This is a genomic window from Vibrio sp. HENC-03 (assembly GCF_000305755.2).
GTDB classification, from domain to species: domain Bacteria; phylum Pseudomonadota; class Gammaproteobacteria; order Enterobacterales; family Vibrionaceae; genus Vibrio; species Vibrio owensii.
In genome coordinates, this window is the sequence record NZ_JH976064.1 from 918,046 (window position 1) to 942,503 (window position 24,458).

Consider the following 24,458-nt stretch of genomic DNA (forward strand, 5'->3'; position numbering starts at 1 on the left):
TTCAGCGTAATGAAAGGTTTTAAATCCAACCTTCCCATGAAAGTCTGTCCGGTCTGTCAGCGCCCATTTTCTTGGAGAAAGAAGTGGGCGCGAAATTGGGAGGAAATCGTTTATTGTTCTGAGCGTTGCCGAAGAAATAAATCAACGAAAACGTAGGTCACTCCGACCCTCTCTGGGAAACGCTATTTCCTTTGTATCAACGTTTGTGTGCGTTTTCTTACCAAGGCAATAACGTCCCATCATAAGCCCAAAAAGCCCCGCTATCTTGCGGGGTTGCTTTTTCTATCAAGCCTAATAGATCCTTAGCTACTCGCTCTGGTGTAAACAGCTTTCCCTCTGGCACATTGGTTTGAAAAGGTGCCGACAAAACTGTATCTGTGGTGCCTGGGTGAAGTGACAGCACAGTGCCGTGTTTGACCATTCTTTGCCATTCGATCGACATGGTTTTAAGGAACATGTTTAATGCGGCTTTCGATGCTCGATAGCTGTACCAACCACCTAACTGATTATCGCTAATGCTGCCAACTTTGGCCGAAATGGTCGCAAACTTAGGTGCAGTACTGCGCTTTAGCTTGGGCGTGAAATATTTCGCCAACAGCAAACTTGGCAGAGTATTAACCATGATGGTTTGCTGAAAAAAGTCTGCGTCGAGCGAGCTAAGATTCTTCTCAGGGCCTTTCTCTTGGGTGTGCAACATACCAACACAGTTCACTAACCAATCGACATGTTCAATCTGCTCACTGAACGCTTTTACCTGCTCGTCTTGCGATACATCCACTTGATGCCAAACGACATTTGGATGTTGCCAATCTGGTTGCTGCTTACGATAAGTGGCATGCACGTGCGCTTGAGGGAACCGAGCTGCGGCTTCTTGAACCATCGCCAAACCAATTCCACCATTGCCACCGACGATGAGTATTTCCATCACAAGTTCTCCACGTTTTCTATGTAGTGCTCTGCGGTATCAAGTATCGCTTGGCGCTGCTGTTCTTCCATATTGTCCCAAGAGCGGAAAATCATCCCGATTCGTGGGTTGGTTGCGAGACGCTTGTCGTGCTTGTTCATAAAGCGCCAATACAAGCTGTTAAACGGACACGACCCTTCTCCACTGCGCGATTTATTGTCGTAATGGCAACCCTTGCAGTAATCGCTCATTTTGTTGATGTAAGAGCCACTCGCCGCGTAAGGTTTGGTGCCAACAATGCCGCCATCCGCAAACAACGCCATGCCACGAGTGTTTGGCATTTCTACCCACTCAATTGCATCCACATAGATACCGAGATACCACCCATCCACTTGGTCTGGATCTATCTCGGTTAGCAAACAAAAGTTACCTGTGACCATCAAACGTTGGATGTGGTGTGCGTAGGCATAATCGAGAGACTGCTCAATCGCATTGCGCACACAGGCCATTTTAGTTTCGCCATTCCAGAAGAAATCTGGCAGCTTTCTGTCTGCGCCCAACTCATTCTTTTTCGGGTAATGAGGCATGTTCGCCCAATAGACGCCTCGGATGTATTCTCGCCATCCTAAGATTTGGCGAATAAACCCTTCGACTTGAGAAATGTCGATGTCCGCGTTGGAATGAAATGCCTTGAGTGATGCATCAATGACTTCTCTCGGGTGCAGCAATTTGCTGTTGAGCGAGAATGAAATTCGGCTGTGGTACAAGCTCCACTTAGCATCGTGCTGACCTGTCATGGCGTCTTGAAAACGTCCGAACAACGGTAAACAGACTTGGCAGAAATGCGCGAGTAAAGAGAGGCTTTGCGCGCGATTAATTGGCCACAACAAATCCCCTTCGAGATTTCCGATAGTTTTGATGTCATGTCGTGCCAACCGCCCAGTAACATCGCGCACGTCGGTACTGAACATCAAAGGTTGTGGCAGTTGTTCAATATCTTTGGCTTTGAGCTTATTACGGTTATTGGCATCGTAATTCCATTTTCCGCCGACGGGTTTTCCGTCTTGCATCAAGATGTCGAAGCGCTTGCGCATACGGCGGTAAAAGTGCTCCATCATGATGTGTTTGCCTTGAGGGAATTGCGATTCAATTTCCTCAAACGGCAACAAAAAGTGTTCCGAATCGACACAACGTGTAACGACCCCATCAAGCTTTAGTTTGGCTAACTGCTCTATTAAACGGTATTCATCGGGGCGTTGATATTCAAACTTACTTGCACCAACTTCGCTCACGTAGTGTTGCAAGACTTGCTCAAGATCGTCGAAGGATTGTGTGTCATCCAACGTGAGGTGCAGAACTTGATGACCTTCGCTCTGACGCTCTTTCGCAAACTGTTCCATTGCAGAAAAGAACGCACACACTTTCTGAATATGATGCGTGACGTAAGTATTCTCTTGCTTGAGCTCTGAAATCAGGTAAAGCACTTTCTCATCCGGTTGCTGAAACCAAGAGTGCTCACTGTTAAGTTGATCGCCCAAGATCAATCGTACGGTTTCAAATTGCATTACGGTTTCTCCGATGACGAAGCTTTATCACTGCTGCCCATTACGATAGGCCAATCGACCATGTCTACACTATCCAAATGTGCACCAGCACAACGACCTTGCCACTTATCGATGAACTCCATGTGCGGATCGTACATTTCGGTTTGCTTTTCGAGATTGAATTGTCGTGAACCACGCGGATCAGCACCAACGCCTGCTAAGTATTGCCAATTTCCCCAGTTCGATGCCACATCGTAATCAACCAGTTGTGACTCAAAGTACGCCGCGCCATAACGCCAATCGAGGCCAAGCTCATGCACTAAACAGCTGGCGACTAACTGCCTGCCACGATTCGACATATAACCGGTTTCATTTAGCTGATGCATACACGCGTTCACGATAGGAAATGGCGTTTCACCTTTCTTCCATTGCTGGAAACGGTGCGCGTAAAAGCTGGTGAGTGGTGCTTGATTTTGGATGCCACCGAATCGGAACAGCTGCCGCTTGTATCGACGTGCATACCAATAAAAGTACTCACGCCAAAGCAGTTCGAAGTAAATCCAATAGGTTGAATCATTTGCGCCATTCGCGGCTTCATAACGTTTCAACATGGCATAAATGGTTTTCGGAGAAAGACACCCATGAGCTAACCAAGGAGAGAACTTGGTGGAGTAATCCATGCCATCTAAACCGTTGCGCGTTTGTTTGTATTCACTTGCTAGTGTTGAAGCAAAATACTGACGACAATGTTCAAGCCCTGCTCGCTCACCGCCGGTAAACAGGCTTGGTTGGATGTCACGGGTCAAACTCAACGTCGGCAGTGCGAGTCCGTCTGGCAGTGGAGGCAAAGTTGTTACTGCTTCTACAGGTTCAGCGAGAGCAAGTTTCTCAACCTTTTTTCGGAACTTGGTGAAGGTGTCAGGAAGCGCTTCAAGCTCAAACGGTAAATCTTCGACAGAGAACAAGCTACGTACTTCACTTTGAATAACCGCTAAATGGGGCGCTTCTGCCTGAATCTTATCGACCACATCTTGTTCGTCTGATCCAGCAACCGCATCCACATAGAGGTGCGTCACGCCAAGTTTGTCAGCAGCGTGCTTGACGGCTTGATACGGATGTAAGTCAACAACCTGCAAACGCTGATTAAGCGCATTCAAAGACAAATTCAGGCAATGCAGCGACTCATCCAAAAACTGCTGTTTGGCAAACCCGAACTCCGGCTCTTGTGCGTATTGCTTTAGATAGGAGGACACTTTTGGATAGCAGTATATGCAGATAAGCATATCAACTTCTGCAGAAGCTCTTAGTAGGAGCGGATTGTCGTGCAATCTTAAATCGTTGGTAAACCAGTACAGTCCGATTGTTTTGTTCAAAAGAAGCTCCTTTTGGCTCTTTTCTATTGCGCGCATGCCAGTTTTTACGCATCTTCGTTGGTCACGATCAGCGTGCCATCGACATTGCTCAAAACTCCATCAAACAAACCTCTTTAGTAAACAGAATGTTACGGATAATTTTATCAAATTTAATAATCAAACCTTACATTCATGAAACTGTTTGATTATTTGCTCATTTTTTTTAAGAAAACCAAGCAAAAATGACAAAAATTAAAGCGATATTGTTTTATATCCGTTACCCTTAGCCTAATTCCATTTTGCTTGTAACACCGCAGAAATGACCGACGAATTTAAGAAATCAACCGCGAATCTAAAAAAAGCGGTGCCACTAATGATAAAGAACCACGTAGCGGCGACACCTGCCAACTACGCGCTGTGGTACACCTACGTAGACAAGACGATCCCAGAACTAAACCAAGAGTTAGATATGGTTCTGGAGAATTATGACGTCTGTCCACCCGCTATGCATAAGCAGCTCTACAACAACTACGTGGCGAGCAAAGCTGAAACCAGCTTAGAAGAGCTCAAAACGAACGTCGAAGTGCTGCTGGGTGAAGTCTCTAGCTCAATGAGTGACACCATTACGGATACTTCATCCTTCTCAGACATGGTGGACAAGAGCTTCAACAAACTAGAAAAAGTTGAAGATAACAGCCTAAGCATCGAAGAAGTGATGAATGTTGTTCGTCAGCTTGTCGTTGAATCCCGCGAGATCCGCCATTCCACCAAATTCCTAAATAGCCAACTCACCACGGCCAGTGAAGAGATCTCCCGTCTTAAAAACCAGCTTGCTGAAGTACAAAAAGACGCGCTGTTTGATGGCCTGTCAAACCTATACAACCGCCGTGCTTTCGATAACGACCTGCAAATGCTGATCGACAGTAACCAAGCAATGACCTTGGTGATGTTGGATATTGATCACTTCAAAGCGTTTAACGATAACTACGGCCATTTGTTTGGCGATACAGTGATTAAAGCCATTGCGCGCCGTCTGCAACAAAGCTGCCGTGATGGTATCAGCGCTTATCGTTTTGGTGGTGAAGAGTTCGCCGTTATTATCCCGAATAAGTCGCTACGTATTGCTCGCCAATACGCAGACACTTTGCGTCGAATGATTGAGAAACTTCGCGTCCGTGACAAACGCTCTGGCACTCAAGTGCAAAGCATTACCGCATCGTTTGGTGTGGCCGAGTTTGAAGTAGGTGATACGCCAGAAAGCTTAGTGAACAAAGCGGATAAACAGCTCTACGAAGCCAAACAACTGGGTCGCAACCGTGTGATGCCCCTGTAACGCCAGTAAAGCAAACTAGCGAAAGCAATTCACACAGGCTAAAAATATAAACAAAACCCCAAGCGCTTGCTTGGGGTTTTGTCTTTCTTGGGCTGGCTCGTTATTTGTTTCTTAAATCATTAATCAATGCTGTAGCAGTAGCTTAAGAAGTAATCATCGCCGTTTTTCGCGGTGTATTCTTTGTCTTCACTGCATGCCATTGGTTTACCTTTCTTATCGCCTTTGATTAGGCTGATCCAGTGGCGCATCGCAGTTGGTGCATTGCCGGTTAGTTCAGGGCTAAAGGTGGTGCGTGTTTCCAATTGGATATCGTCGATGTCCATCAACTCCACACAACCGGTGCCTTTGTGACAACCAAACATCACTTCTGCGTGGCTACCTGATTCGTCTTTAAACAGAATCGATTTAGGGTCTTCTTTCTCGCCAGTGTACGCTACAAAATGCTTTGGGCTCTTAAGACCGCTGTGGGTGCCGTCTTTGAAGTAAGCCATTACATGGCGGTAGTCGATCACGTAGCTTGATACGTCTTGGTGAGAACCGTTCTCCAATGGGAACATACGGTCTAGTAGTTGTTTCGCCTTAACTTGTTTCTCGCTCTGCTGTTCAGCACTTACCGCCTCGACGGCAAATACGGCTTCAGCGATAAATGGGCGTTCTTGTTGTTGGATGTCTTTTTTATCGAAATTCAGCATATTCATCGTCGTTTCCTCGCACTTAAACACTCTTCCTAGAGTAAAAACTTAAAACTTCCGTTTAAGTTTCAGGCAAATCTGTGAAGTGGATGGTTAATTTCCTTGCCTGCTCATTATGTAGACTAGCGAAATTTTGACTACAATTTCACAACAAAAATTTTACAATGTGAATTTTACAAAATGTCTGTGTCAAAAAGTCTTATCCGCCAATCACATTTCTTAGGGACGAAAATTCGTAACCTAAGGAAGAATAACCATTTAACGATGGAAGATTTGTCTGCGCGCTGCGTTAGGATCAATCCTGAATACGCGCCGTCGGTTTCTTATCTGTCGATGATCGAACGTGGAAAACGCGTACCGAGCATCGATATGTTGGAAGTGATCGCCGAAGTTTTCCAAAAAGAACCCGCTTGGTTTTTGGACGACGAGCCAGAGCTCGAAGCCATCACGCCCAATAAAGGTAACCGTGGCGGCATTAACGGGATGGCGCTCGAACCCAGCTTCCTGTTCTCTAACGATATCTTGCAAATCGCGATACCAGAAATGCTCTCCCAAACTGGTATCACAGGGCGGCAGTTTGCTCATCTATTGATTCGAGCACACCAAGAAAACCACCAAAACCACTTCCCAGATCTGGAACGGGCAGCGGAAGAAGTGGGCTTAAAGCGACTTAATCTGTCAGTGGAAGATCTGATCGACATTGCAAAAAGCATGGGGTTGGATATTCGCTGGGTAGACCGCGCACCGCAAGATGTGATTGATGAGCTTGGCGTGAGTGCAAAGCAGTTGATCACGTCGTTTATGGAAGCGCCGGGGACGATTTACCTCAACAAACGCATGCGTGATTACCCAACACGTTTGAAGTACGACCTAGCTGTGTACATCGGCCATCGAGTGCTGCACAGCAGTGATGGTATGAGTAACGTGCTGTCTATTGGGCATCAGAACAACTGGGAGCAAAGTGGCTCGCAGGTTTCAAACTCTGAGCTCAACTCACAAGACATTCTGCAAGCATGGCGCGATTTTGAGTCAAGCTTCTTTGCCGGTGCCTTGCTGTGTCCAAAAGTGCCATTTCGTCAGTTGCTTGACCGCTCTGGCTATGAAATCGATGTTCATAAAAAAGCTGGCGTCTCCCCTTCGGTCGCAATGCGTCGCATGACGGTGGTATCGCCCTACCCGCACTGGCATTACTTCGATGCTTATGGTCCGGGCAAACTCAAAGCCGTGTATCGCGGTAATGGTATCCCGCTTCCTTGGGGTAACATGCGCAAGGTAAACGACCCTTGTCAGCATTGGGCAGTATTCCGTCGCTTGTCCCAACCATTGGATACCAGCTCTGCACAAATTTCGATTCTAAATGTCGGTAATGAGCCGCGTATCTACTGCTGTGAATCGGTCAACGTCTTCGACCCAGCCGGTAACAATCGTGTTCTGTGTGCAGGTATAGACCTCAACCCTGCGATTTCAGCCCAAGGTGGCGATGCTATTGCGATTGCAGAAGAGTTGAAGTCTCTATGTGTATCGTCAGGCGGTAGTACTGTGATTCCTCAGCACATTAAGAAAGATCTCACCACGATAGCTAAGATACTCAACATCAACTGGATTGAACGTGGGATTCAAACTCAAGCTCGATTGATTTGTTCGAGAGGTGCGGTGTGTCCAAGACAGCCAAGCTGTTACAACAAGTGCGGAGATTCAGGGGAAGCGGGCGATGAGGTGCAAATTCTTGACCTCTAGAAAGAAAAAACGCCAATCACAATAAAGGTGATTGGCGGTATATATCTGTGAACAATGTGTATTCACTAACAACGTCAGTTGGCTAGGTGACCCTCGGCTTAATAAGGGTCACTCTCTATAAAGCACGATGCGTGCCAACTTTTAAAACTCCGTTTTTTCTTCGATCTTGATGCATATTGGTGCTTTATTGAGCACACATTTTGCAAATCGCAGTTGCAAAATGCAAATCAATGCAAAATATGCTACTGCACACATTGCTACTAATCCCTTTATCAGCAAATCAGCGTTTAAATAAGAAAGACTGTCAAGATGAAAAAGCCCCGTAGGTATACGAGGCTCTAACTGTCTGTATTCTAACGTTGCATTTCGCTCATAGACGTTGCTTTGCAAGCCTACTTCGTTTTAAACGCTACCCGCCATAGTGTTTTTGTTGATACATACGCTCGTCTGCGATTTTCATCATTTGCTGCGGTGAGGTCATTTCTGGGTCAAACATGGCGTAGCCCATACTGGTTCGTAAATAGATCAGCTCTTCGTCATAGATAACTGGCGTTGAGCACAATGCAAACCTCAGTTTCTTCAACAAGGCTTGAATGTTCTCTTCCGTCTTTGGATTGTGTACAACCACCAAGAACTCATCACCGCCCATCCGCGCCACGATGTCAGATCGACGCAGACTACTTTTGATCCTCTCTGCACACGCCACCAGCACTTTATCGCCCGCATCATGGCCATAGGTATCATTAATGTGTTTGAAATGGTCGAGATCGATGTTGATCAAAGCGAAGCTGTAACGCTTTTTGTAGCGCTTCGCAATTTCGAACTGCTGCTTGTATGACTGCATAAAGTAGCGTCGATTTGGCAATTGCGTTAGCTCATCGTGCAACGCTCGGCTGTCGGCGACGATGTATAAGCGATAAATCACAATCAACGCAATACTCATCGCTAACACGATGGGATAACCGACTAAGCGAGCCAATTGTAAAATATACCAAGGTACTTGCTGCTCTAACCGGTCATCCGAATAAACGGCGAGGCTCCATCCTCCGTATGGGAAGTGAACCTGCTCTTTTGCGTATATTTTTCCGCTTTTGCTTGGCTGGCCGAAAAACACATCCCCGAATTCACCTCCGCTATCGTACCCACTGATAGTCATGTGATAGCGGTAAGAGAAATCAATTACACCGGTTTCACGGAGCAAGCTGTCAAAATCAATAACAGCGCTGATCACCCCCCAATAATCATCATTAAAAGGCGGATCTCGAAAAACGGGCACACGCACAATCAGCCCTAACCCGCCTTGCACCAGCTTAACTGGTCCCGCTATGAATATTTCTTCAATGTCTTTGGCCTTTTGTACTTGGACCCACTGTTCAGGAACAGTGCGATAATCAAGCCCTAAAACGCTCTCATTACCTTGAAGAGGGAAGAGATAACGAACGATGTCGTTTTCCGCGATGCCAATAACGGAAATGCGCTTACTCTTGTTTAGGATACGGTTAACCGCGATATTCAGCTTGCGCTCTTCTTCATTGGGTAGCAAAGTGATGAGAGTAGCAAGTGTGCTCGCGTTGTAGATGTCAGCCATGAGTTCCGCTTCCAAATTGGAACGGAGAATGGAAAGTTGTTCTTTGGCCTCAACTTGAACTCGCTCTTGATGGAGGTTTTGCTGGTTTCGGTGCAACAGCTCGATAACCCCAACAGACAAGGCAAAAAAAGTGAGGAAGAACAATGCAAAATAACACTGTTTTCTGGGTGAATAACGCATTTGTTCCCCACTAGCTCGTAGCGATTCGCCACGAAGCTTAATATTTATTGTTAAAATACTTATTTAATTTAAGAATAACCAATACTTATCGGAAAGGTAATAAATATCGAACCTTTTTATAAATGAGACAGGTAAAGTGAGATGCAAGTACAAGGTGATTTATTTAAAAGCTCATTTTGGCAAGAAGTAGCACAGGGAAAGATCTACTATGAGCCTAACTTTCTGAGTCAATTAGACGCTGATCGCTGCTTTTCGCAACTCCGCTCTACCTTACCTTGGCAACAAGAAAGCATCATGATGTTTGGCCGTTCTGTCTTGCAACCTCGCTTGCAAGCTTGGCATGGCGACGTGGATTACACCTATTCTGGATTAACCATGGCACCACACCCTTGGACACCTGAACTGACAGAACTGAAGGCGCGCAGTGAAGCCATCGCTGAAGTGCAGTTCAACTCAGTATTAGCCAACTTATATCGCAATGGACAAGACTCCATGGGATGGCACCAAGACAACGAGCCGGAACTAGGGAGAAATCCTGTTATCGCATCGATTAACCTCGGTGAAACCCGCCGATTTTTACTGCGAAATTTACATTGTAAAACCCAAATAGAATATGAACTTAGCCACGGCTCATTACTTATTATGGCGGGTGAGCTTCAGCACCACTGGAAGCATGCAGTGCCAAAAACAGCCAAACCAAAAGGCGAACGTATTAATCTGACTTTCCGCCATATCGTGACCAACTATTGACTGAGTTATTACATAGCAAATAAGCATTGATGGTAGGTTTGAATTCTAGATTTCTAACGGAATGTGTTTATGCGTATCAAACCTCTCAGCTTAGCCGTGTTGCTTTCATGCTCACTGGCTTTCCAAGTGCAAGCCGCGCAAGAGTCTCCTGTTTTGACCTATTCACAATCCGCTCAGTTAATTAAAGATACCTATGAATCGCGGCTCTACACACTGCCTGCGTTTCGTGAAGGGCACTTTGGCCTTCGAATGTATCGCCAAACCCTAGATGACAAATACCTTCCAGCCGTTTGGACAGACATGGCACAAGTCGCTAGTCGCCTGAACCATTTTGCCAGCGATGTCACCACGCAAGAACAGATCTTCCTCTATTCAGAAGAGCGCCTCGCGAATTACCACGACCAAGAAGATGAAAGAGGTCAGCGCCGCTATACCGTGACCAAGCACCAGCCAGAATATTTCTACTTAGGTGTGGATCTGCTCGGGGCAATGGCGAGAGCAGATGAATATGGCCTAAAACACAAGCAAGATAAGACCTTGAGAAGTGTCTTGCGCCGCTATGATTTCTCTCGATACGCCACTGATCCCGAGATGATTGAAGCATGGGCTGCGCAGTTAGCGAATCAGGTGTATTGGTTGCGACAGCTTGGAGAGCAAGATGTGGTCGCTCAGTTTACCAAAGCCTTCCGTAGCACGTACCCTGATAGCCAAGACAAGAAACTGTCGCCTCAGCAATACAGCAACAAGATTTATGGTATGACGCACATCATCTTTGGCGATTCGCAATACTACCAAAAGCAGGTGAATGAAGCGGATCATCAATGGATTTATGACTACTTTCGCGACAACATCGACACCATCATCCTACGTTCAAAAGAAGACGTGATAGCGGAGGTTGGGATTACTTTCTTGTTGGCTGGTTTGGATGACGATCCGGTGGTTGATAAAACACGTCAGGCGATTCAAGGCGCCATCAACACCGAACAAGGCATGATTCCCTCGGTGGAAGGCGATTACGATCTAAAATACGGAGAACACCGCAACGTATTAGCGATTATGCTGCTCGATTGGCAAGGTGTGCATCAAGCACCGACAGTGAAAAATCAGCCTTACGCCTTTGAATCCCTGCCTTATGGTCTCATGCCAAAGAAGACCGAACAGTCGCGATAAACGAACAACAGCAATAAATAAAAAGCAGAGTAGTTAACTCTGCTTTTTTGTTACTTGCTCGTAGCGTACTAATCGAAAGTCCTGAAACCCTTGCATAACGCTTAAGATCATCGGATTCTCAAAAAACTGCTCACTGGTTCCTGCATAAAACGTGACGCTGTGGCTATAACAACACTTCTCTAAAAAGCAGTCTTCCATAAACTGATTCAAACTGTGGTCTCGGATCGGGAAGTAAACCGTCAAACCTTTACTGATTTCAGCAATATGGGAAAGCAATGCCGTTCGGATGGTTTTCGTGAGAAACACCACACTCACCAGATAAATCGCGTTCTGCTTTTGTTCATAAAGAATGTGCCCCACCAGCATCTTTTTGTAATAGAAACAAAATACCTTTGGTTGCGTGAGGTGCAGTGCGTCTAATGTATCCGTCACCGCACTGCCGTTTTGTCGATGATGTGACTCACAAATCAACTGTTTGTCATCTTCGTCCAGCTTTTCAAAAGCGACATGGCTACGATGAGTAATCTCATAATCGTATACAGTGCTTAAGTTCTGAAAATTCACCGGGTGTTGCAATGCCTTCTTGACGCTTTTTAGCTCTTGCTCATCATAATGATAAGGCTGCTGAAAGAAGTGAGCGATACCTAGGCGACGTAACAGTGTCGGTTCTATTCGTCCCCTTTCCCACTGACTGAGTGTGGCTTGATTCAAACTTGAAAACACACGATGAGCGGAAGAAAGCAACTCGGCCAAGGCATCTTGCGAATATTTAGATTTTTTCCTGAAATGTTTTAGTGCATCTGCAAAATGAGCGCGTTCAAACTGCATGCTCTCTCCTAGCCAACTTATTGTAATTTAGAATTTTATTTATCTTTATAAATTAGAATAGACAACAAATTGTCTTTTGGTAGAACCTTCTTTAGAAACCACCATACCTTTATTAGAAAGTGTTGGCTGTAACGCCTTCGGGGTAATTCTCGTGCAGAGGCGCAAGCTCACTTTCAAACCCGACGCGACTGCCCCTTGGGATCACCACAAGTCCACCCTCGGTAATGAAGAATTGCTCACTGTCTTTTTCCGGCTTTTCTCCAATGACCGTACCCGGAGCGATATGAACATCTTCTTCGATGATTGCACGGGTAATTCGGCTATTCGCCCCAACTTGGCAGTGCCCCATGAGCACCGCTTCATGCAGGATACTGTTTCTGCCCAAGTCACAGTCAACACCAATCACTGAGCGGATAGAACAAGCCCCTTCAATGTTACATCCTGACGCGATGTAACTGTCTTTAATGCGCACTTTAATGCCATCAATTTCATTGCGTTGACAAGGTCTATCTGACTGCGCTTTTTCACTTAACAGCGGCTCTGATTGAGATTTTTTCAAACGGTGGTTTTCCGTCAACAACATCATTTGTGCACGCCAATAGTCGTCAACGTTATTCAATCCATGCCAGTACATAGGCGTTTGCTCTGAATAAAGAACTCCGAGATCAAACAGCTCAACCTTCACACGACGGGCCAATAAACCAACAATATCCTTAGTCAGATCATGCTGACCATCGAGCTTTTTCGCGTTGGTAAACAATCCCTTTACTAACACTGGACGTTGGAAGAGATAGTTCTCTGTCAGCACCATGGCAAAGCCCGGCTTGTTTGGTATTTCTGCAGGATGTTCTGGTTGATGTTGAATACTCACAACTTGACGTTGAGTATCCAGTTCTACGACATGATATTTCGAGGCTTGCTCGATTGGCACCTGTACGACAACCAAAGTCAGTTCTGCTTTTTGGATTTGGTGGTATTGAAGTAACGAGGCAATGTAGTTGCGATGAATTTGCTCACCACCAACCAACAATACATGCTCATCGGTCGGATGATTAATCGAATCAAGATTCTGCAACAGTACATCGGTCCAATTTTGTTCCAATGCAGGCAAAAGCCGAGTCTGAGGATAAGTAGTTTGAGGATAAGTCGGCTCAAGCACTTCAATGCGTGCTTGATAGTTTTGCCACGCCTGTTCAATGTGAGTGTTTAACGCAGCACAATGAAAGCGGGTTAAAACCAGATTTCGTTTAACGCCTGCCTGAATCAGATTACTTAAAGCAAAATCAATCAAACGATGAGATCCCGCAAACTGCGTGACCGATTTACAACATGTTTCTGTGAGAGGCCCTAGCCCTGTCCGCTCTCTATCGGCAAGCACCACCGATACGACTTTTGACGTCACGCTCTTCCTCCTTGTCATATTAACAAATTAGAAAGTAAGCCCAAACCGTACGGCAATACTATTCGATATAAGGAGCAAATGACTCAGAAATGAATAATACAGAGCGATGTACTCTTAAATATTTAACCAACCTCTCATTCGGTAGCCTAATAAAATAAAACCCACCAAATTGGCGGGTTTCATTAAAGTATTTTATGTGCAGGCATCCCTTTATAGCGAGATAAAGATACCCGCCAAACATGCGCTCATTAGGTTAGCTAGCGTGCCTGCTGCTACCGCTTTCAGACCCATGTTCGCTACGTCTTTACGACGCTCTGGAGCCATCACACCGATAGAACCAAGTTGAATGGCAATAGAACCGATGTTTGCGAAACCACACAGCGCAAACGTGATGATCACTTGTGTGTGTTCAGTCAGCGTTGCTTTATGTTGTACGAAGTCGATGAATGCCACGAATTCGTTCATTACGATTTTCTGACCGATGTAAGAACCAGCCGCTAGAACTTCGTGACTAGGCACACCAATCAACCAAGCAAGAGGAGCAAATAGGTAGCCAAAGATTGCCTGTAGCGTGATACCCGCAAAGCCGAACATTTCGCCTAGGTTTTCTAGACCGGTGTTCACCATCGCAATCACACTCACAAACGCGATTAGCATTGTACCTACCGCAACCGCGACTTTCATACCGCCCATCGCACCGCTTGCTAGCGCGTCGATCACGTTGCTTTCTTCTGATTTATCTAGCTCGATGTTGTTGTAATCGCTTGGTGTTTGACGCTCTGGCACAATGATTTTTGCCATCAACAAGCTACCTGGTGCTGCCATGAAGCTTGCTGCGATTAGGTATTTCAGCTCTACACCTAGACCTGCGTAACCACCTAGAACACTACCCGCTACTGATGCCATACCACCCGCCATTACCGCGAACAGTTCTGAACGAGTCATGTTTTGCAAGAAAGGACGGATAAGAAGTGGCGATTCGCCTTGAGATAGGAAGATGTTACCTGTTGCAACAAGAGATTCTGCTTTGCTGGTACCCAAGAATTTTTGGATTGCACCACCGATAAATTGAATCACTTTTTGCATGATGCCCAAGTAGTAAAGGGCAGAGATAAGAGCGCTGAAGAAGATAATGATAGGAAGAACGCGAACCGCGAAGATGAAGCCAGTAGAAGCAAGGTCACCAAAGAGGAATTTGATACCTTCATCGGCAAAACTTAATAACCCCGCAACACCACTACTCAAACTCGCCAGTGCCGCTTGCCCCCAAGGGAAATAAAGCACTAAAGCTGCAAAACCCATTTGAAGCAACAATGCTCGAGACACGGTTTTCCAATTGATTGAAGAACGGCTCTCTGACAGCAGGAACGCACAACCTAGTAGTGCAACAATACCAAATAGACTAAATAGAACACTCATGAATCGGACCTACTGAACGTTGAAAAAGAAAGGAGCGCCAAAAGCATTGGCAGAAGAAAGAAACAACGTATCGAGTGACAATGCACTCGCAGATCCAGATTGGAGGAAGAACGGATAGTTCGACATCTTATTTTTACCTTATACAAGCAATTGAACGTAGCTGGTCCGGTCCGTGGGGTCATTCACTGTTAGAGAGTTCGTAACTCATCTCGCTCCATGTGACGGCTTGTATGGGTAAGGGCCCTGAACAACGAACCCTAATTCCCGCTTAAACGGGTCGCAAGTATAGCCATCAAAACGAGAGTTTCATCACATTTATTTACGCAAACGTTCAAGCGTTCATAATTTGAGCAAAGATGCCTTTTTATGGTCATACTTGTAGGGAAAATAGGGGTATTAGGAGGAAAAGATAAGATGAAATGGCCAAAAATGGACAATAAATGTTCAGTTGAACACCAAAGACCAAAAATGAGCAATTTTGCTCTCGCCAATCTATGGATTTTGGATATACAATTTGGAACGCTTCATTCCGAAGCCTCTGTGTATTCAGAGCATCATGATGCCGAGATGGTGAAATTGGTAGACACGCTAGCATGAGGTGCTAGTGCCTTTGGTGTGAGGGTTCGAGTCCCTCTCTCGGCACCATTCCTTTCTTTACAAAGAAATTTAGAGTGTAATGCAAAGTTCTAAGCAGGCAAAACAATCCGCGGACGCTAATCAATTACTTAGCGAACTTGCGGTGCACGCTTTATTACACCTGCACTTCAAAATCCACGCGTCATCGCGAATTATCCCCTTAAAAGAACGTAACGACCTGCTCCAGAAGTGGTTAAAACCGAAACTAAAAAGCAATCGCTACAAACTGATTAAAAAGCCATTAAAGTCTCTGACTCAACAGGCAAAAGGGGAAAATGGCAATTTAGAAGCCTTACTCGAACGTTGTGTAGGTGCCGATAAACCAGGAAACCCACAGCCTCACCTCGACAGTTACCTACTGTTGATCAATGAAGTTGAGAAAAAACTGGGTACGACCGTACTACTTTCTCGTCCGGAAGATGTAGATCTTTCCCACGACCAACATGGTTGCTTGTTGTGTGTGTTGTCAGAGAACTTAAACCAACATTTCGACGACAATAACGCCTTGATCGCACCAATTTCGATGCTTTTCCGCGGGCCAATGAGCCAACGTTCGTTGTTCCTAGGTAGTATTTATGCGAATAACACCTTCAATTACGAAGTGTTGTATCAAGACGAGCAATTTGTGCGAATCACGCTAGAGCTAGCGTAATCGCAAACGGCAAAGATGAAAAAGGCTGCGAACACCGCAGCCTTTTGCTTTTCTAGAAACCCATCTTATTCAATATTATGAAAACGTGCAGTGAAGTGACGAAGCACTGGCGGCTCGTAATCAAAGGTTAACCCCTTCAACTCATGCGCTCGGTCCTTCAACTCAATGATTGCATCGGCGATGTAGTCCATATGGTCGTTGGTATACACACGACGCGGAATGGTCAAACGCATCAACTCCAGCTCAGAGGCTTTCTGTTCACCTGTTTCCGGATCTCTGCCAAGCAACAGTGAACCAATCTCTACCGCTCGAATCCCCGCCTCTAAATACAAAGCATTACACAACACTTGTGCAGGGAATTGCTCTGGTGGGATATGAGGCAAAATCTTAGCCGCATCAACAAAGACGGCATGACCACCTGTTGGGTATTGGATTGGAATGCCCCCTTCGCGCAGACGCTCACCCAAATACTGAACTTGGCTAATGCGGTAGTGAAGGTAATCTTCATCAGCGCCTTCATACAGACCACGAGCCAAGGCTTCCATATCACGTCCAGCCATACCACCGTAAGTGACAAAACCTTCCATCGGAACGCATCGTGTTTGTACCGCTTGGAATAGCTCTTGGTGATCGCGAATACAGCACATACCACCAATGTTCACCATTGGATCTTTCTTCGCAGACATGGTGAGCATATCGCCGTACTGGTACATCTCACGGATGATTTCCAGAATCGACTTGTTCTCGTAACCCGCTTCACGCTGCTTGATAAAGTAAGCGTTCTCGCAGTAGCGAGCTGAATCGATCACCACAGGGATGTCGTACTTAGTTGCGATTTCGTACACGCTGCGCATGTTTTCCATCGACACAGGCTGACCACCAGAGCTGTTACACGTGACCGTGGTGATGATCGCACAGATGTTATGAGAACCATGTTCTTCAATCGTTGCCACCAGCTTATTGAGGTCAAAGTTCCCCTTCCAGTCATATGGCGTTGTCGTATCGAACGCTTCTTCCGTCACCACGTTAATCGCTTTACCGCCATTGAGTTCAATGTGGCCTGCGGTAGTATCGAAATGGTAGTTAGAAATGAACACTGGAGTCTCACCTCCACGAACCTGACGCATACGCTCAATCAGAGCTGGGAATAAGATTTGCTCGGCACCACGGCCTTGGTGCGCTGGCACAGTAAGCTTATAGCCAAAGAAATGCTCTACTGCATCACACAAGTTGTAGTAGTTGCGACTCCCCGCGTAGGACTCATCACCCATCATGATGCCTGCCCACTGATTGTCACTCATAGCACCAGTGCCAGAGTCGGTCAGCAGGTCGATGTAAACATCATCACTACGAAGAAGAAATGGGTTAAAACCTGCTTGTTTAAGGGCAATCTCTCTGTCAGCCAATGTCGTCATTTTAATTGGCTCAACCATTTTAATGCGGAACGGTTCTGGGATACGTTTCATTATTAATTTCCTTATACGCATTGCTTTGCGCGAATAAGCGCAATCTGCTTCAATCTCTTGATTTTTATTAGAAAAATAGAAAGGTTCAATGCGGGTGCATTGAGGAAATTAACGAACAGAGATTTTACTGAGAAGGGACAAACCGTAATCGAGGTTATACCAGAACGACAGCACTAAACGGCTATCAAGAATATCCTTAATTCTCGTCATTCTCGTCCTCCTGATTTAAATAAAGTAAAGGTCAGTGACACTGCGCCGCTGACCTTTTCACTATAGAGCAAGATTTAAACAATTTTCAGTGAACCCGCCCTCACTTTTCATACCAATAAACTATAAAATTCCAAGTTTTTAAGGACTTATTAGCAACCCGTTGCAGGTAGAAACCTCAATATAATTAGGGCTACTTATTGCAAATCACCCTGCGGCACGGCGCTTGACTCTGCGTTTAATATTCTGCTCTTTCACCATGTAGTCGAACAGAGGTGCGAATAAGTTGGCAAACAGAATCGCTAACATGATGCCCTCTGGGTAAGCAGGGTTGAGCACTCGGATAAATATCGTCATCACACCAATCAAGATACCGTAAGCCCATTTACCACCGTTGGTGAAGGCAGCCGATACTGGGTCGGTGGCCATGAAGAAAGTGCCGAACGCGACGCCACCAATCACAAAGTGCCAGTAGAAAGGCATAGAGAACATGGGATTGGTATTCGAGCCAATCGCATTAAGCAATAACGACGTCACGGCTAAGCCAACAAAGACACCCGCAACAATCCGCCACGACGCGATCTTCATAAAGATCAGCACTAGGCCTGTAAGCGCGATCAGCAGGGTCGAGACTTCTCCCATAGAACCCGGCAAATTACCGACGAAAGCGTCCATCCAAGAGATAGGCTGGCCTGTCATGTTGTTGGTCAATGCGCTCTGACCACCTTCGTACCATTGGCTAAGAGGGGTTGCACCGGAATAGCCATCAGCCGCGACCCAAACGGCACCGCCAGACATATTGGCTGGATAAGCGAAGTACAAGAACGCACGCCCTGCCAATGCAGGATTTAAGAAGTTACGCCCCGTGCCACCGAAGATTTCTTTCGCTACCACGATACCAAAAGTGATACCCAGTGCGGCTTGCCACAACGGAATGGTAGGCGGGAGAATTAACGCAAACAGAATGGAGCTAACAAAGAAGCCTTCATTCACCTCGTGCTTGCGGACAATAGCAAACAGCACTTCCCAGAAGCCACCAACTACAAACACAGTCGCGTAGACAGGCAAAAAGTAGGTTGCACCGACCAGCATTTTACTCGCCCAGCCCGCTTGGCTGGCCGCCTCTACTGAACCCCAAACCCAACTCAGCCCCCAAGAGGCATCAATGGCTTGTTGAGCAGCAGCTTGGTCAAGGCCGTACAGCAGAGCATCACTGGATTGCTGACCGATGTTATACATGCCCCAAAACATCGCGGGGAATACGGCTAACCACACCATGATCATGATGCGCTTCAAATCGATGCTGTCTCGAACATGGGTTACGCCGTGATTCACTTTACCTGGCGTATAAAAAAGGGTTTCAACAGCTTCGAAGAGTGGGTAGAACTTGTGGTACTGGCCTCCCGGTTCAAACTTTGGTGAGACCTTTTCAAAATAATGCTTCAGACTCATAACGTCTCCTCCTCTAAAGAATGTTACGAGCCGCTATCAAAAGCGATCGTTTTTAGCCTGTTTAACTCCCCCATTACGTATTTATCTGTTGGCACAGAAGACCTTGCTATTATGTAAACCGTGAAAGGCGTGCTTATACTCAATCAATGACAAAACAATGGAGTGGATTATGAAGTTAAGGATGATGTGGACCGCGATGATGTCGTTGGCCGCTTTTTCATTTGCAGGTAACGCATTGGCCGTAGACAAGCAAATGTCTCCTGGTTTGAAGAAGAAAATGCAAGCCATCTGCGGCTCAAAAGGCGGTGTCCCTGGTGGTTGGCAAGTGGCGAAAGTGACACCGGATGCCGAGCGCTCGCTCAGCATGATTCTGCATCAAATGAATGCGACGGATAAGCTAAAGCAAATCAATGATGTCAGAACTCAAATCGTCGGTGGCACACACTATGCGATGGAGTTTGAGCTGAAAGACGGTGAAGTCTGGAACGCGATTGTCCTGCACAGTGCTCGCGGCGATTACATGATAGAAAGGCACGCCAAGAAAGGCGAACTCTGCCCTAAAGATGGCAACTCCTAATTCCCAGATTCAAGTACAACAAAGGCGACAGTTACGTCGCCTTTGTTTTATACCGTTTTCGCTTCTATCTTCTCATTCACTTTATCGCAAATGTATTCCCCAATCGGCATTGCAGATGTCGCTGCAGGTGAGGGGGCGTTGCAAACGTGCAGGCTTCTGGCGCTCTCGGCAAACAAGAAGTCATGAACTAAAGTGCCATCGGATAACACTGCTTGCGCACGAATACCCGCAGGATATGGTTTGAGATCGTCGACCTTGATGCTTGGGCAGTATTTGTTAACCAATTTAAGATAGCCCGGCTTCCACCACGAGTTCTTAAACTCATCCAATCCGGTTTTTAGATGCTTTTGTGTCACCTTCCAGAAACCGGAGAAACTGAGCATTTGCATAGTATCTTGCAAGCTGAAATTAACCTTGTCGTACCCTTCTCGCTTCCAGCCTTGCACCGCATTTGGACCAACGGTCACACTGCCATCAATCATGCGAGTCAGATGAACGCCCAAGAATGGCAAGTCAGGGTCGGGAATTGGATAAATAAGATGATTCACCACATGGTCGTGTTTGCTATCTAAACGGTAGTATTCACCACGATAAGGGATGATTTGGAAATCGGTCGGAATAGACATCATCTTAGTCATGCGATCCGCCATCAAGCCGCTGCAAGTGACCAAGAACTTGGCATTGAGCTGCATCGTTTGACCGTCAGAAATGCAGGTCAATTGAACTTCTTCGTCTTTCTCTTCGGCAGCCACCACTTTGGTTCTCAGGCTGATTTGACCACCGAGCTTTTTGAACTCTTCCGCCATCTGCTCAGTGACCAAACGATAATCGACAATACTGGTGGTTTTAACATAAATCGCGCCCAAGCCTGTTATGTTTGGCTCAGCCAGCTTGAGTTGAACTTCATCGAGAAGCTTTACGTCGATGCCGTTGACATGGCAGCGCTCATAGAGGGCATTCATGCGTTCGACTTCTTGCTCATTGGTCGCAACCAGTAACTTGCCACAGTTCTCCACCGGAATATCGTGCTCAGCACAGAACGAAATGGTTCGCTCTACCCCACGCTTACAAAAATCGGCTTTTAGGCTGCCCGGTGCGTAGTACACTCCAGCATGAATCACGCCGCTATTGTGTCCGGTTTGGTGCTTCGCAAAACCGGACTCTTTCTCAACCAACAAAATGGATTTGTCTGGGTGGCGTTGCTGCAGTTGCCATGCTGTCGACACACCAACGATACCGCCACCAACAATGATGTAGTCATAGACTGATTTCATACGACCTCTTATAAAACCGATAGTTGAGATTGTTGCAATTTGAACTTGCGACCACTGTAAATGAACACCGCGACAAATACCGCGCAGCTTGCCACACGAACCAACATTGGTATGTCGTGCCAAACCAGCAATGTACCCACCACTACCAACAAGAGACGCGTCAGAATGTTTAGAGGGCCTTCCAAGTAACCTTCAATCGCACCAATCAATGCATAGGTACCGATGATGGCAAAAAAGCCCACGGTAATTACCGACGTCACATCCCAACTGACTAAGCCTGTGTAAGCAATCAACAGCGGTACAAGATACAAACCTTTGGCAATTTTCCATGCCATCAAACCAGTGCGCATTGGCGGTGTTTTAGCGATGGTCGCTGCTGCAAATGCGGTCAAACACACTGGAGGCGTAACGTTGCTGTCTTGCGATAACCAGAAAATGATGAGGTGAGCAGCCAGCAATGCCAAGCCTACCGCTTCCATACCCAGGCTTTGCTCCAGTAGAGTTTCCATAAAGTCCGCAGGTACTAGCGCCACCATTTCTTTCGCGGTTTCCAACGCCATTGGCGCATTAAGCAGTTCCAGCTTTTCTGGCGCCGCCAACATAAAGATGGCTTTTGCTTGTTCTGGCAATTGACCCGACACCATCAATTCAAGCAATTGGTTTTCCGCAATCAACTTGTAAAGCGCAGGGGCAGACAGTGTTCCCAATACAATATACGCCGCTGTCACGGGTAAACCCATACCCAAAACGAGAGAAGCGAGCGCAATCAGAACGATCATGATGAACAAGTCACCATTCGCCCAACCGTCGATCATCAATGAGAAGGTGTTGCCGATGCCCGTGGTGCTGATCACGTTGATCACCAAACCGATACCCACCAGCAATACGGCGGTTGTCGCCATGTTTTTCGCGCCTTGTGAAAGTGCTTCGATGATCGCTTTTGGTCCCATCTTGTGATCTTTCGAGAACCAAGAAGCCACCACCACAGAAATGATCGACAAGCCCGCAGCATAAGTTGGCGTAAAGCCTTGAACCAACAAAGTAACCAATACCGCCAGCGGGATAAGGTTGTGCCAACCGCTGATCAGCACTTTTAATAGAGATTCATCGCTGGTCGTGATCTTCTGAACGCCGCTGCGTTTGGCTTCAATGCGCACAAAGAACGCAACAGACAAGAAATAGATAAGAGCAGGAATGAAAGAAACCGCAATAATATCAACATAAGGAATTTGCGTGTAAGACGCCATGATGAAAGCACCCGCGCCCATCACTGGTGGCATCAACTGACCACCTGTTGACGCTGCAGCTTCAACCCCCGCAGCAAAGCGCGAAGGGAAACCTGCTTTTTGCATTAAAGGAATACTGATAACACCGGTTGAAACCGTATTTGCCACGCTTGAGCCCGATACTGAGCCCATTAAACCGGAGCCAATCACCGCAATAAAACCGGGACCACCGATGATTTTGCCAGCCGCAGCACGTGCCACATTGATGATGTAATCACCAACACCAGAGCGCACAAGAAACGCACCAAACAGAATGAACATGAATACGAAAGTCCAACTGATGCGCGAGATAGAGCCAAACATGCCCTCGGAAGAATAGAAGCTACGGTAGAGCAAGGTTTCCATGCTCAAACCTGGGAAGTGGAAAATACCTGTTGCCCACTTACCCCAAAGCACAACGTAGCTCAGACACACCACAATCAGCACTGGAATAAACCAGCCCATGGTGCGTCGGATCAGCTCAATCACAATCAGAATTGCCATGATGGCGAAGACCCAATCGCTGGTCACGAACTTAACACCACGTTCATACAGCGCATCTTCGGCATAGGGAATATAGAGTAAACATGCGACCGCGCCCATGGCAATTAACACATCGATACCGAGTGCAATCTTACTCTGCTTGAGAGAGATATGAGCCGGATACCAAAGCGCACAAATCACCGCAAAGCCAGCAAAGTGGGTCGCGGAAATCCATAACTCTGGTAACGTCGATAAGGTATTAAACCAAATGTGCAAAGCAGACAACACCACGCCAAACACTGTGATTGTGGTGGTTACCCACGGAAAATCAGTGCGCGTGGGCAGCTCAAACTTCTGCAATTCCTTTTCTATTGAGTCGCTCATCTCATACTCCAAGCTCTGGCGGCTTTTTCCATCTTAGAAATCGGTAGGGATAAAATGCCCCGAGCCAAAACTCGGGGCGAAGTTGGCGTTATTTCGCCATTAAGTCTGATGGGATTTCGATGCCCATTTCTTTGTAGTAACGCGCCGCACCTGGGTGAAGAGGCACTGGCAAGCCAGCAATCGCTTTCTCAATCGCCATTGCTTTTGTTGCTTTGTGAATGCCTTGTAGGAAAGGCAGGTTCTCGTAAATTGCTTTGGTTAGCTGGTAAACGTCTTCTTCCGAGATATCTTCACGAACTGCCAAGAAGTTTGGCTGTGCAATGGTAGTGATCGGCTTATCTAGACCTGGATACGTGTTCGCAGGAATTTCGTACTTCGTCCATAGGTTGTAGTTACCGTTCGCCTCTTTGATTTGCTCGTCAGTAAACGAAAGAATCGAAATGTCTTTACCCAACGCAGCAAAAGCTTGAGTGACCGCACCAACAGGTACACCTGCAGGCGTGTTCATGCCGTCAATGGTGCCGTTTTGAAGTGCGCTCGCACTGCCGCCGTAACCCATGTAAGCAAGATTGAATTTATCAGGGTCGACCTTCAGACCTTTCATGATTTGGCGACCAGAGTTCTCTGTACCAGAATTCTTCTTACCGATAGAGAATTTCTTGCCATCTAGGTTGTTCAGGTCAGTCACAGTGCCAGTTTTTGCTAGATCAGAGCGAACAATAAAGTGCTCAACGTTTTGCCACAGCATAGAGACCGAACGCAGCTGTTCTTGACGACCGCTCTTCTCATAAGGACCTTCTCCAGACCAAGCCCATGCACCGTAAAGACCTTGTAGAATCGCGAACTGTGCTTCGTTTTCGTTCAGCAGTTTGACGTTTTCACCAGAGCCCGCAGAGCTGATTGCAGAAAGGGAGAAGTGGTGCTTTGGTGCCAATTTCACTTTGCTTAACGTCGCCAGCGCTACGCCCACAGGATAGTAAGTACCACCTGTCGATGCCGTTGCAAGAATGTAGCTACGATCTTCTGCCGCAGCGTTAGCAGCAATACCAAAAGAAGTTACAGCGACAGCCAAAGCTTTTACCAGCTTATTCATTTTCATTATTACTCTCCGTGTAGTCGTTTCACGATTGGGGATTTACATCATGTTAAATCTTTATTAACAA

21 protein-coding genes and 1 tRNA gene are annotated in these 24,458 nt (G+C 46.4%); 9 read left to right on the plus strand and 13 right to left on the minus strand.

The window, feature by feature from the left end:
• Nucleotides 1-9: 9 nt before the first annotated feature.
• A complete protein-coding gene (locus VCHENC03_RS26655) occupies nucleotides 10-156 on the plus strand; it encodes a DUF2256 domain-containing protein (RefSeq protein ID WP_005374142.1) in 147 nt (48 codons plus the stop codon).
• A 61-nt stretch (nucleotides 157-217) separates the two neighbouring features.
• Here VCHENC03_RS26655 and VCHENC03_RS19235 read toward each other — a convergent pair whose 3' ends face one another.
• The 3 genes from VCHENC03_RS19235 to VCHENC03_RS19225 are packed head-to-tail and all read right to left on the minus strand — an operon-like array spanning nucleotide 218 to nucleotide 3,821.
• Complete coding sequence (locus tag VCHENC03_RS19235) at nucleotides 218-925, minus strand: SDR family oxidoreductase (protein ID WP_009705089.1); 708 nt, start codon at nucleotides 923-925, stop codon at nucleotides 218-220.
• A complete protein-coding gene (locus VCHENC03_RS19230; RefSeq protein ID WP_009705090.1) occupies nucleotides 925-2,469 on the minus strand; it encodes a cryptochrome/photolyase family protein in 1,545 nt (514 codons plus the stop codon). The genes VCHENC03_RS19235 and VCHENC03_RS19230 overlap by 1 nt, the downstream gene beginning before the upstream one ends.
• Entirely contained in the window at nucleotides 2,469-3,821 is a 1,353-nt protein-coding gene (locus VCHENC03_RS19225; RefSeq protein ID WP_032802185.1) for a DASH family cryptochrome, read from the minus strand. The genes VCHENC03_RS19230 and VCHENC03_RS19225 overlap by 1 nt, the downstream gene beginning before the upstream one ends.
• Nucleotides 3,822-4,119: 298 nt before the next feature.
• On the opposite strand from VCHENC03_RS19225, the gene gefA reads away from it, so the two are divergent.
• The gene (gene gefA / locus VCHENC03_RS19220; protein WP_005438203.1) at nucleotides 4,120-5,133 is read left to right on the plus strand and encodes a diguanylate cyclase GefA; all 1,014 of its coding nucleotides are present in this window, start codon (nucleotides 4,120-4,122) and stop codon (nucleotides 5,131-5,133) included.
• A 119-nt stretch (nucleotides 5,134-5,252) separates the two neighbouring features.
• Here the strand turns inward: gefA and VCHENC03_RS19215 are convergent, their stop codons facing one another.
• The gene (locus VCHENC03_RS19215) at nucleotides 5,253-5,831 is read right to left on the minus strand and encodes a malate synthase (RefSeq protein ID WP_005438204.1); all 579 of its coding nucleotides are present in this window, start codon (nucleotides 5,829-5,831) and stop codon (nucleotides 5,253-5,255) included.
• 174 nt (nucleotides 5,832-6,005) lie between these two features.
• Here VCHENC03_RS19215 and VCHENC03_RS19210 point away from each other — a divergent pair, with 174 nt between their 5' ends.
• Nucleotides 6,006-7,562 (plus strand): DUF3612 domain-containing protein, encoded by a 1,557-nt coding sequence (locus tag VCHENC03_RS19210; RefSeq protein WP_005438205.1) that lies wholly within the window; start codon nucleotides 6,006-6,008, stop codon nucleotides 7,560-7,562.
• A gap of 409 nt (nucleotides 7,563-7,971) precedes the next feature.
• Here VCHENC03_RS19210 and VCHENC03_RS19205 read toward each other — a convergent pair whose 3' ends face one another.
• Nucleotides 7,972-9,330 carry a diguanylate cyclase gene (locus tag VCHENC03_RS19205; protein WP_032802188.1) on the minus strand — a complete coding sequence of 453 codons (1,359 nt, stop codon included), beginning with the start codon at nucleotides 9,328-9,330 and terminating at the stop codon, nucleotides 7,972-7,974.
• A 141-nt stretch (nucleotides 9,331-9,471) separates the two neighbouring features.
• Here VCHENC03_RS19205 and VCHENC03_RS19200 point away from each other — a divergent pair, with 141 nt between their 5' ends.
• On the plus strand, nucleotides 9,472-10,080 hold the full coding sequence (locus VCHENC03_RS19200; protein ID WP_009705095.1) for an alpha-ketoglutarate-dependent dioxygenase AlkB family protein: 609 nt from the start codon (nucleotides 9,472-9,474) through the stop codon (nucleotides 10,078-10,080).
• Between the two features lie 69 nt (nucleotides 10,081-10,149).
• Nucleotides 10,150-11,250, plus strand: a complete 1,101-nt coding sequence (locus VCHENC03_RS19195) for a DUF3541 domain-containing protein (protein WP_009705096.1) — start codon at nucleotides 10,150-10,152, stop codon at nucleotides 11,248-11,250.
• 33 nt (nucleotides 11,251-11,283) lie between these two features.
• On the opposite strand, the gene VCHENC03_RS19190 is transcribed toward VCHENC03_RS19195, so the two are convergent.
• The 3 genes from VCHENC03_RS19190 to VCHENC03_RS19180 form a co-directional block, all read right to left on the minus strand.
• Nucleotides 11,284-12,078, minus strand: a complete 795-nt coding sequence (locus VCHENC03_RS19190) for a helix-turn-helix domain-containing protein (RefSeq protein ID WP_009705097.1) — start codon at nucleotides 12,076-12,078, stop codon at nucleotides 11,284-11,286.
• 112 nt (nucleotides 12,079-12,190) lie between these two features.
• A complete protein-coding gene (locus VCHENC03_RS19185; RefSeq protein ID WP_009705098.1) occupies nucleotides 12,191-13,480 on the minus strand; it encodes a sugar phosphate nucleotidyltransferase in 1,290 nt (429 codons plus the stop codon).
• Between the two features lie 210 nt (nucleotides 13,481-13,690).
• Complete coding sequence (locus VCHENC03_RS19180; protein WP_005438212.1) at nucleotides 13,691-14,899, minus strand: NupC/NupG family nucleoside CNT transporter; 1,209 nt, start codon at nucleotides 14,897-14,899, stop codon at nucleotides 13,691-13,693.
• 366 nt (nucleotides 14,900-15,265) lie between these two features.
• Here VCHENC03_RS19180 and VCHENC03_RS27965 point away from each other — a divergent pair, with 366 nt between their 5' ends.
• The 3 genes from VCHENC03_RS27965 to VCHENC03_RS19170 all read left to right on the plus strand — a co-directional run bounded on the left by VCHENC03_RS27965 (nucleotide 15,266) and on the right by VCHENC03_RS19170 (nucleotide 16,187).
• Entirely contained in the window at nucleotides 15,266-15,496 is a 231-nt protein-coding gene (locus VCHENC03_RS27965; protein ID WP_083481807.1) for a hypothetical protein, read from the plus strand.
• A tRNA-Leu gene (locus VCHENC03_RS19175) sits at nucleotides 15,461-15,544 on the plus strand. The genes VCHENC03_RS27965 and VCHENC03_RS19175 overlap by 36 nt, the downstream gene beginning before the upstream one ends.
• A 31-nt stretch (nucleotides 15,545-15,575) precedes the next feature.
• Nucleotides 15,576-16,187, plus strand: a complete 612-nt coding sequence (locus VCHENC03_RS19170) for a DUF2913 family protein (protein WP_005438213.1) — start codon at nucleotides 15,576-15,578, stop codon at nucleotides 16,185-16,187.
• A 65-nt stretch (nucleotides 16,188-16,252) separates the two neighbouring features.
• On the opposite strand, the gene VCHENC03_RS19165 is transcribed toward VCHENC03_RS19170, so the two are convergent.
• On the minus strand, nucleotides 16,253-17,653 hold the full coding sequence (locus VCHENC03_RS19165; RefSeq protein WP_009705100.1) for a tryptophanase: 1,401 nt from the start codon (nucleotides 17,651-17,653) through the stop codon (nucleotides 16,253-16,255).
• Nucleotides 17,654-18,067: 414 nt separating this feature from the next.
• Nucleotides 18,068-19,312: an NADH:ubiquinone reductase (Na(+)-transporting) subunit B gene (locus VCHENC03_RS19160; protein WP_009705101.1), complete on the minus strand. Its 1,245-nt coding sequence runs from the start codon at nucleotides 19,310-19,312 to the stop codon at nucleotides 18,068-18,070.
• 169 nt (nucleotides 19,313-19,481) lie between these two features.
• Here VCHENC03_RS19160 and VCHENC03_RS19155 point away from each other — a divergent pair, with 169 nt between their 5' ends.
• Nucleotides 19,482-19,889: a cystatin gene (locus VCHENC03_RS19155; protein WP_032802191.1), complete on the plus strand. Its 408-nt coding sequence runs from the start codon at nucleotides 19,482-19,484 to the stop codon at nucleotides 19,887-19,889.
• A gap of 47 nt (nucleotides 19,890-19,936) precedes the next feature.
• On the opposite strand, the gene lhgO is transcribed toward VCHENC03_RS19155, so the two are convergent.
• From lhgO to VCHENC03_RS19140, 3 genes are all read right to left on the minus strand, one after another.
• Complete coding sequence (lhgO, locus tag VCHENC03_RS19150) at nucleotides 19,937-21,163, minus strand: L-2-hydroxyglutarate oxidase (protein WP_009705103.1); 1,227 nt, start codon at nucleotides 21,161-21,163, stop codon at nucleotides 19,937-19,939.
• A gap of 8 nt (nucleotides 21,164-21,171) precedes the next feature.
• Nucleotides 21,172-23,295, minus strand: a complete 2,124-nt coding sequence (locus VCHENC03_RS19145; protein ID WP_009705104.1) for a TRAP transporter permease — start codon at nucleotides 23,293-23,295, stop codon at nucleotides 21,172-21,174.
• Between the two features lie 88 nt (nucleotides 23,296-23,383).
• Complete coding sequence (locus VCHENC03_RS19140; protein ID WP_005374185.1) at nucleotides 23,384-24,394, minus strand: TAXI family TRAP transporter solute-binding subunit; 1,011 nt, start codon at nucleotides 24,392-24,394, stop codon at nucleotides 23,384-23,386.
• Nucleotides 24,395-24,458 lie beyond the last annotated feature (64 nt).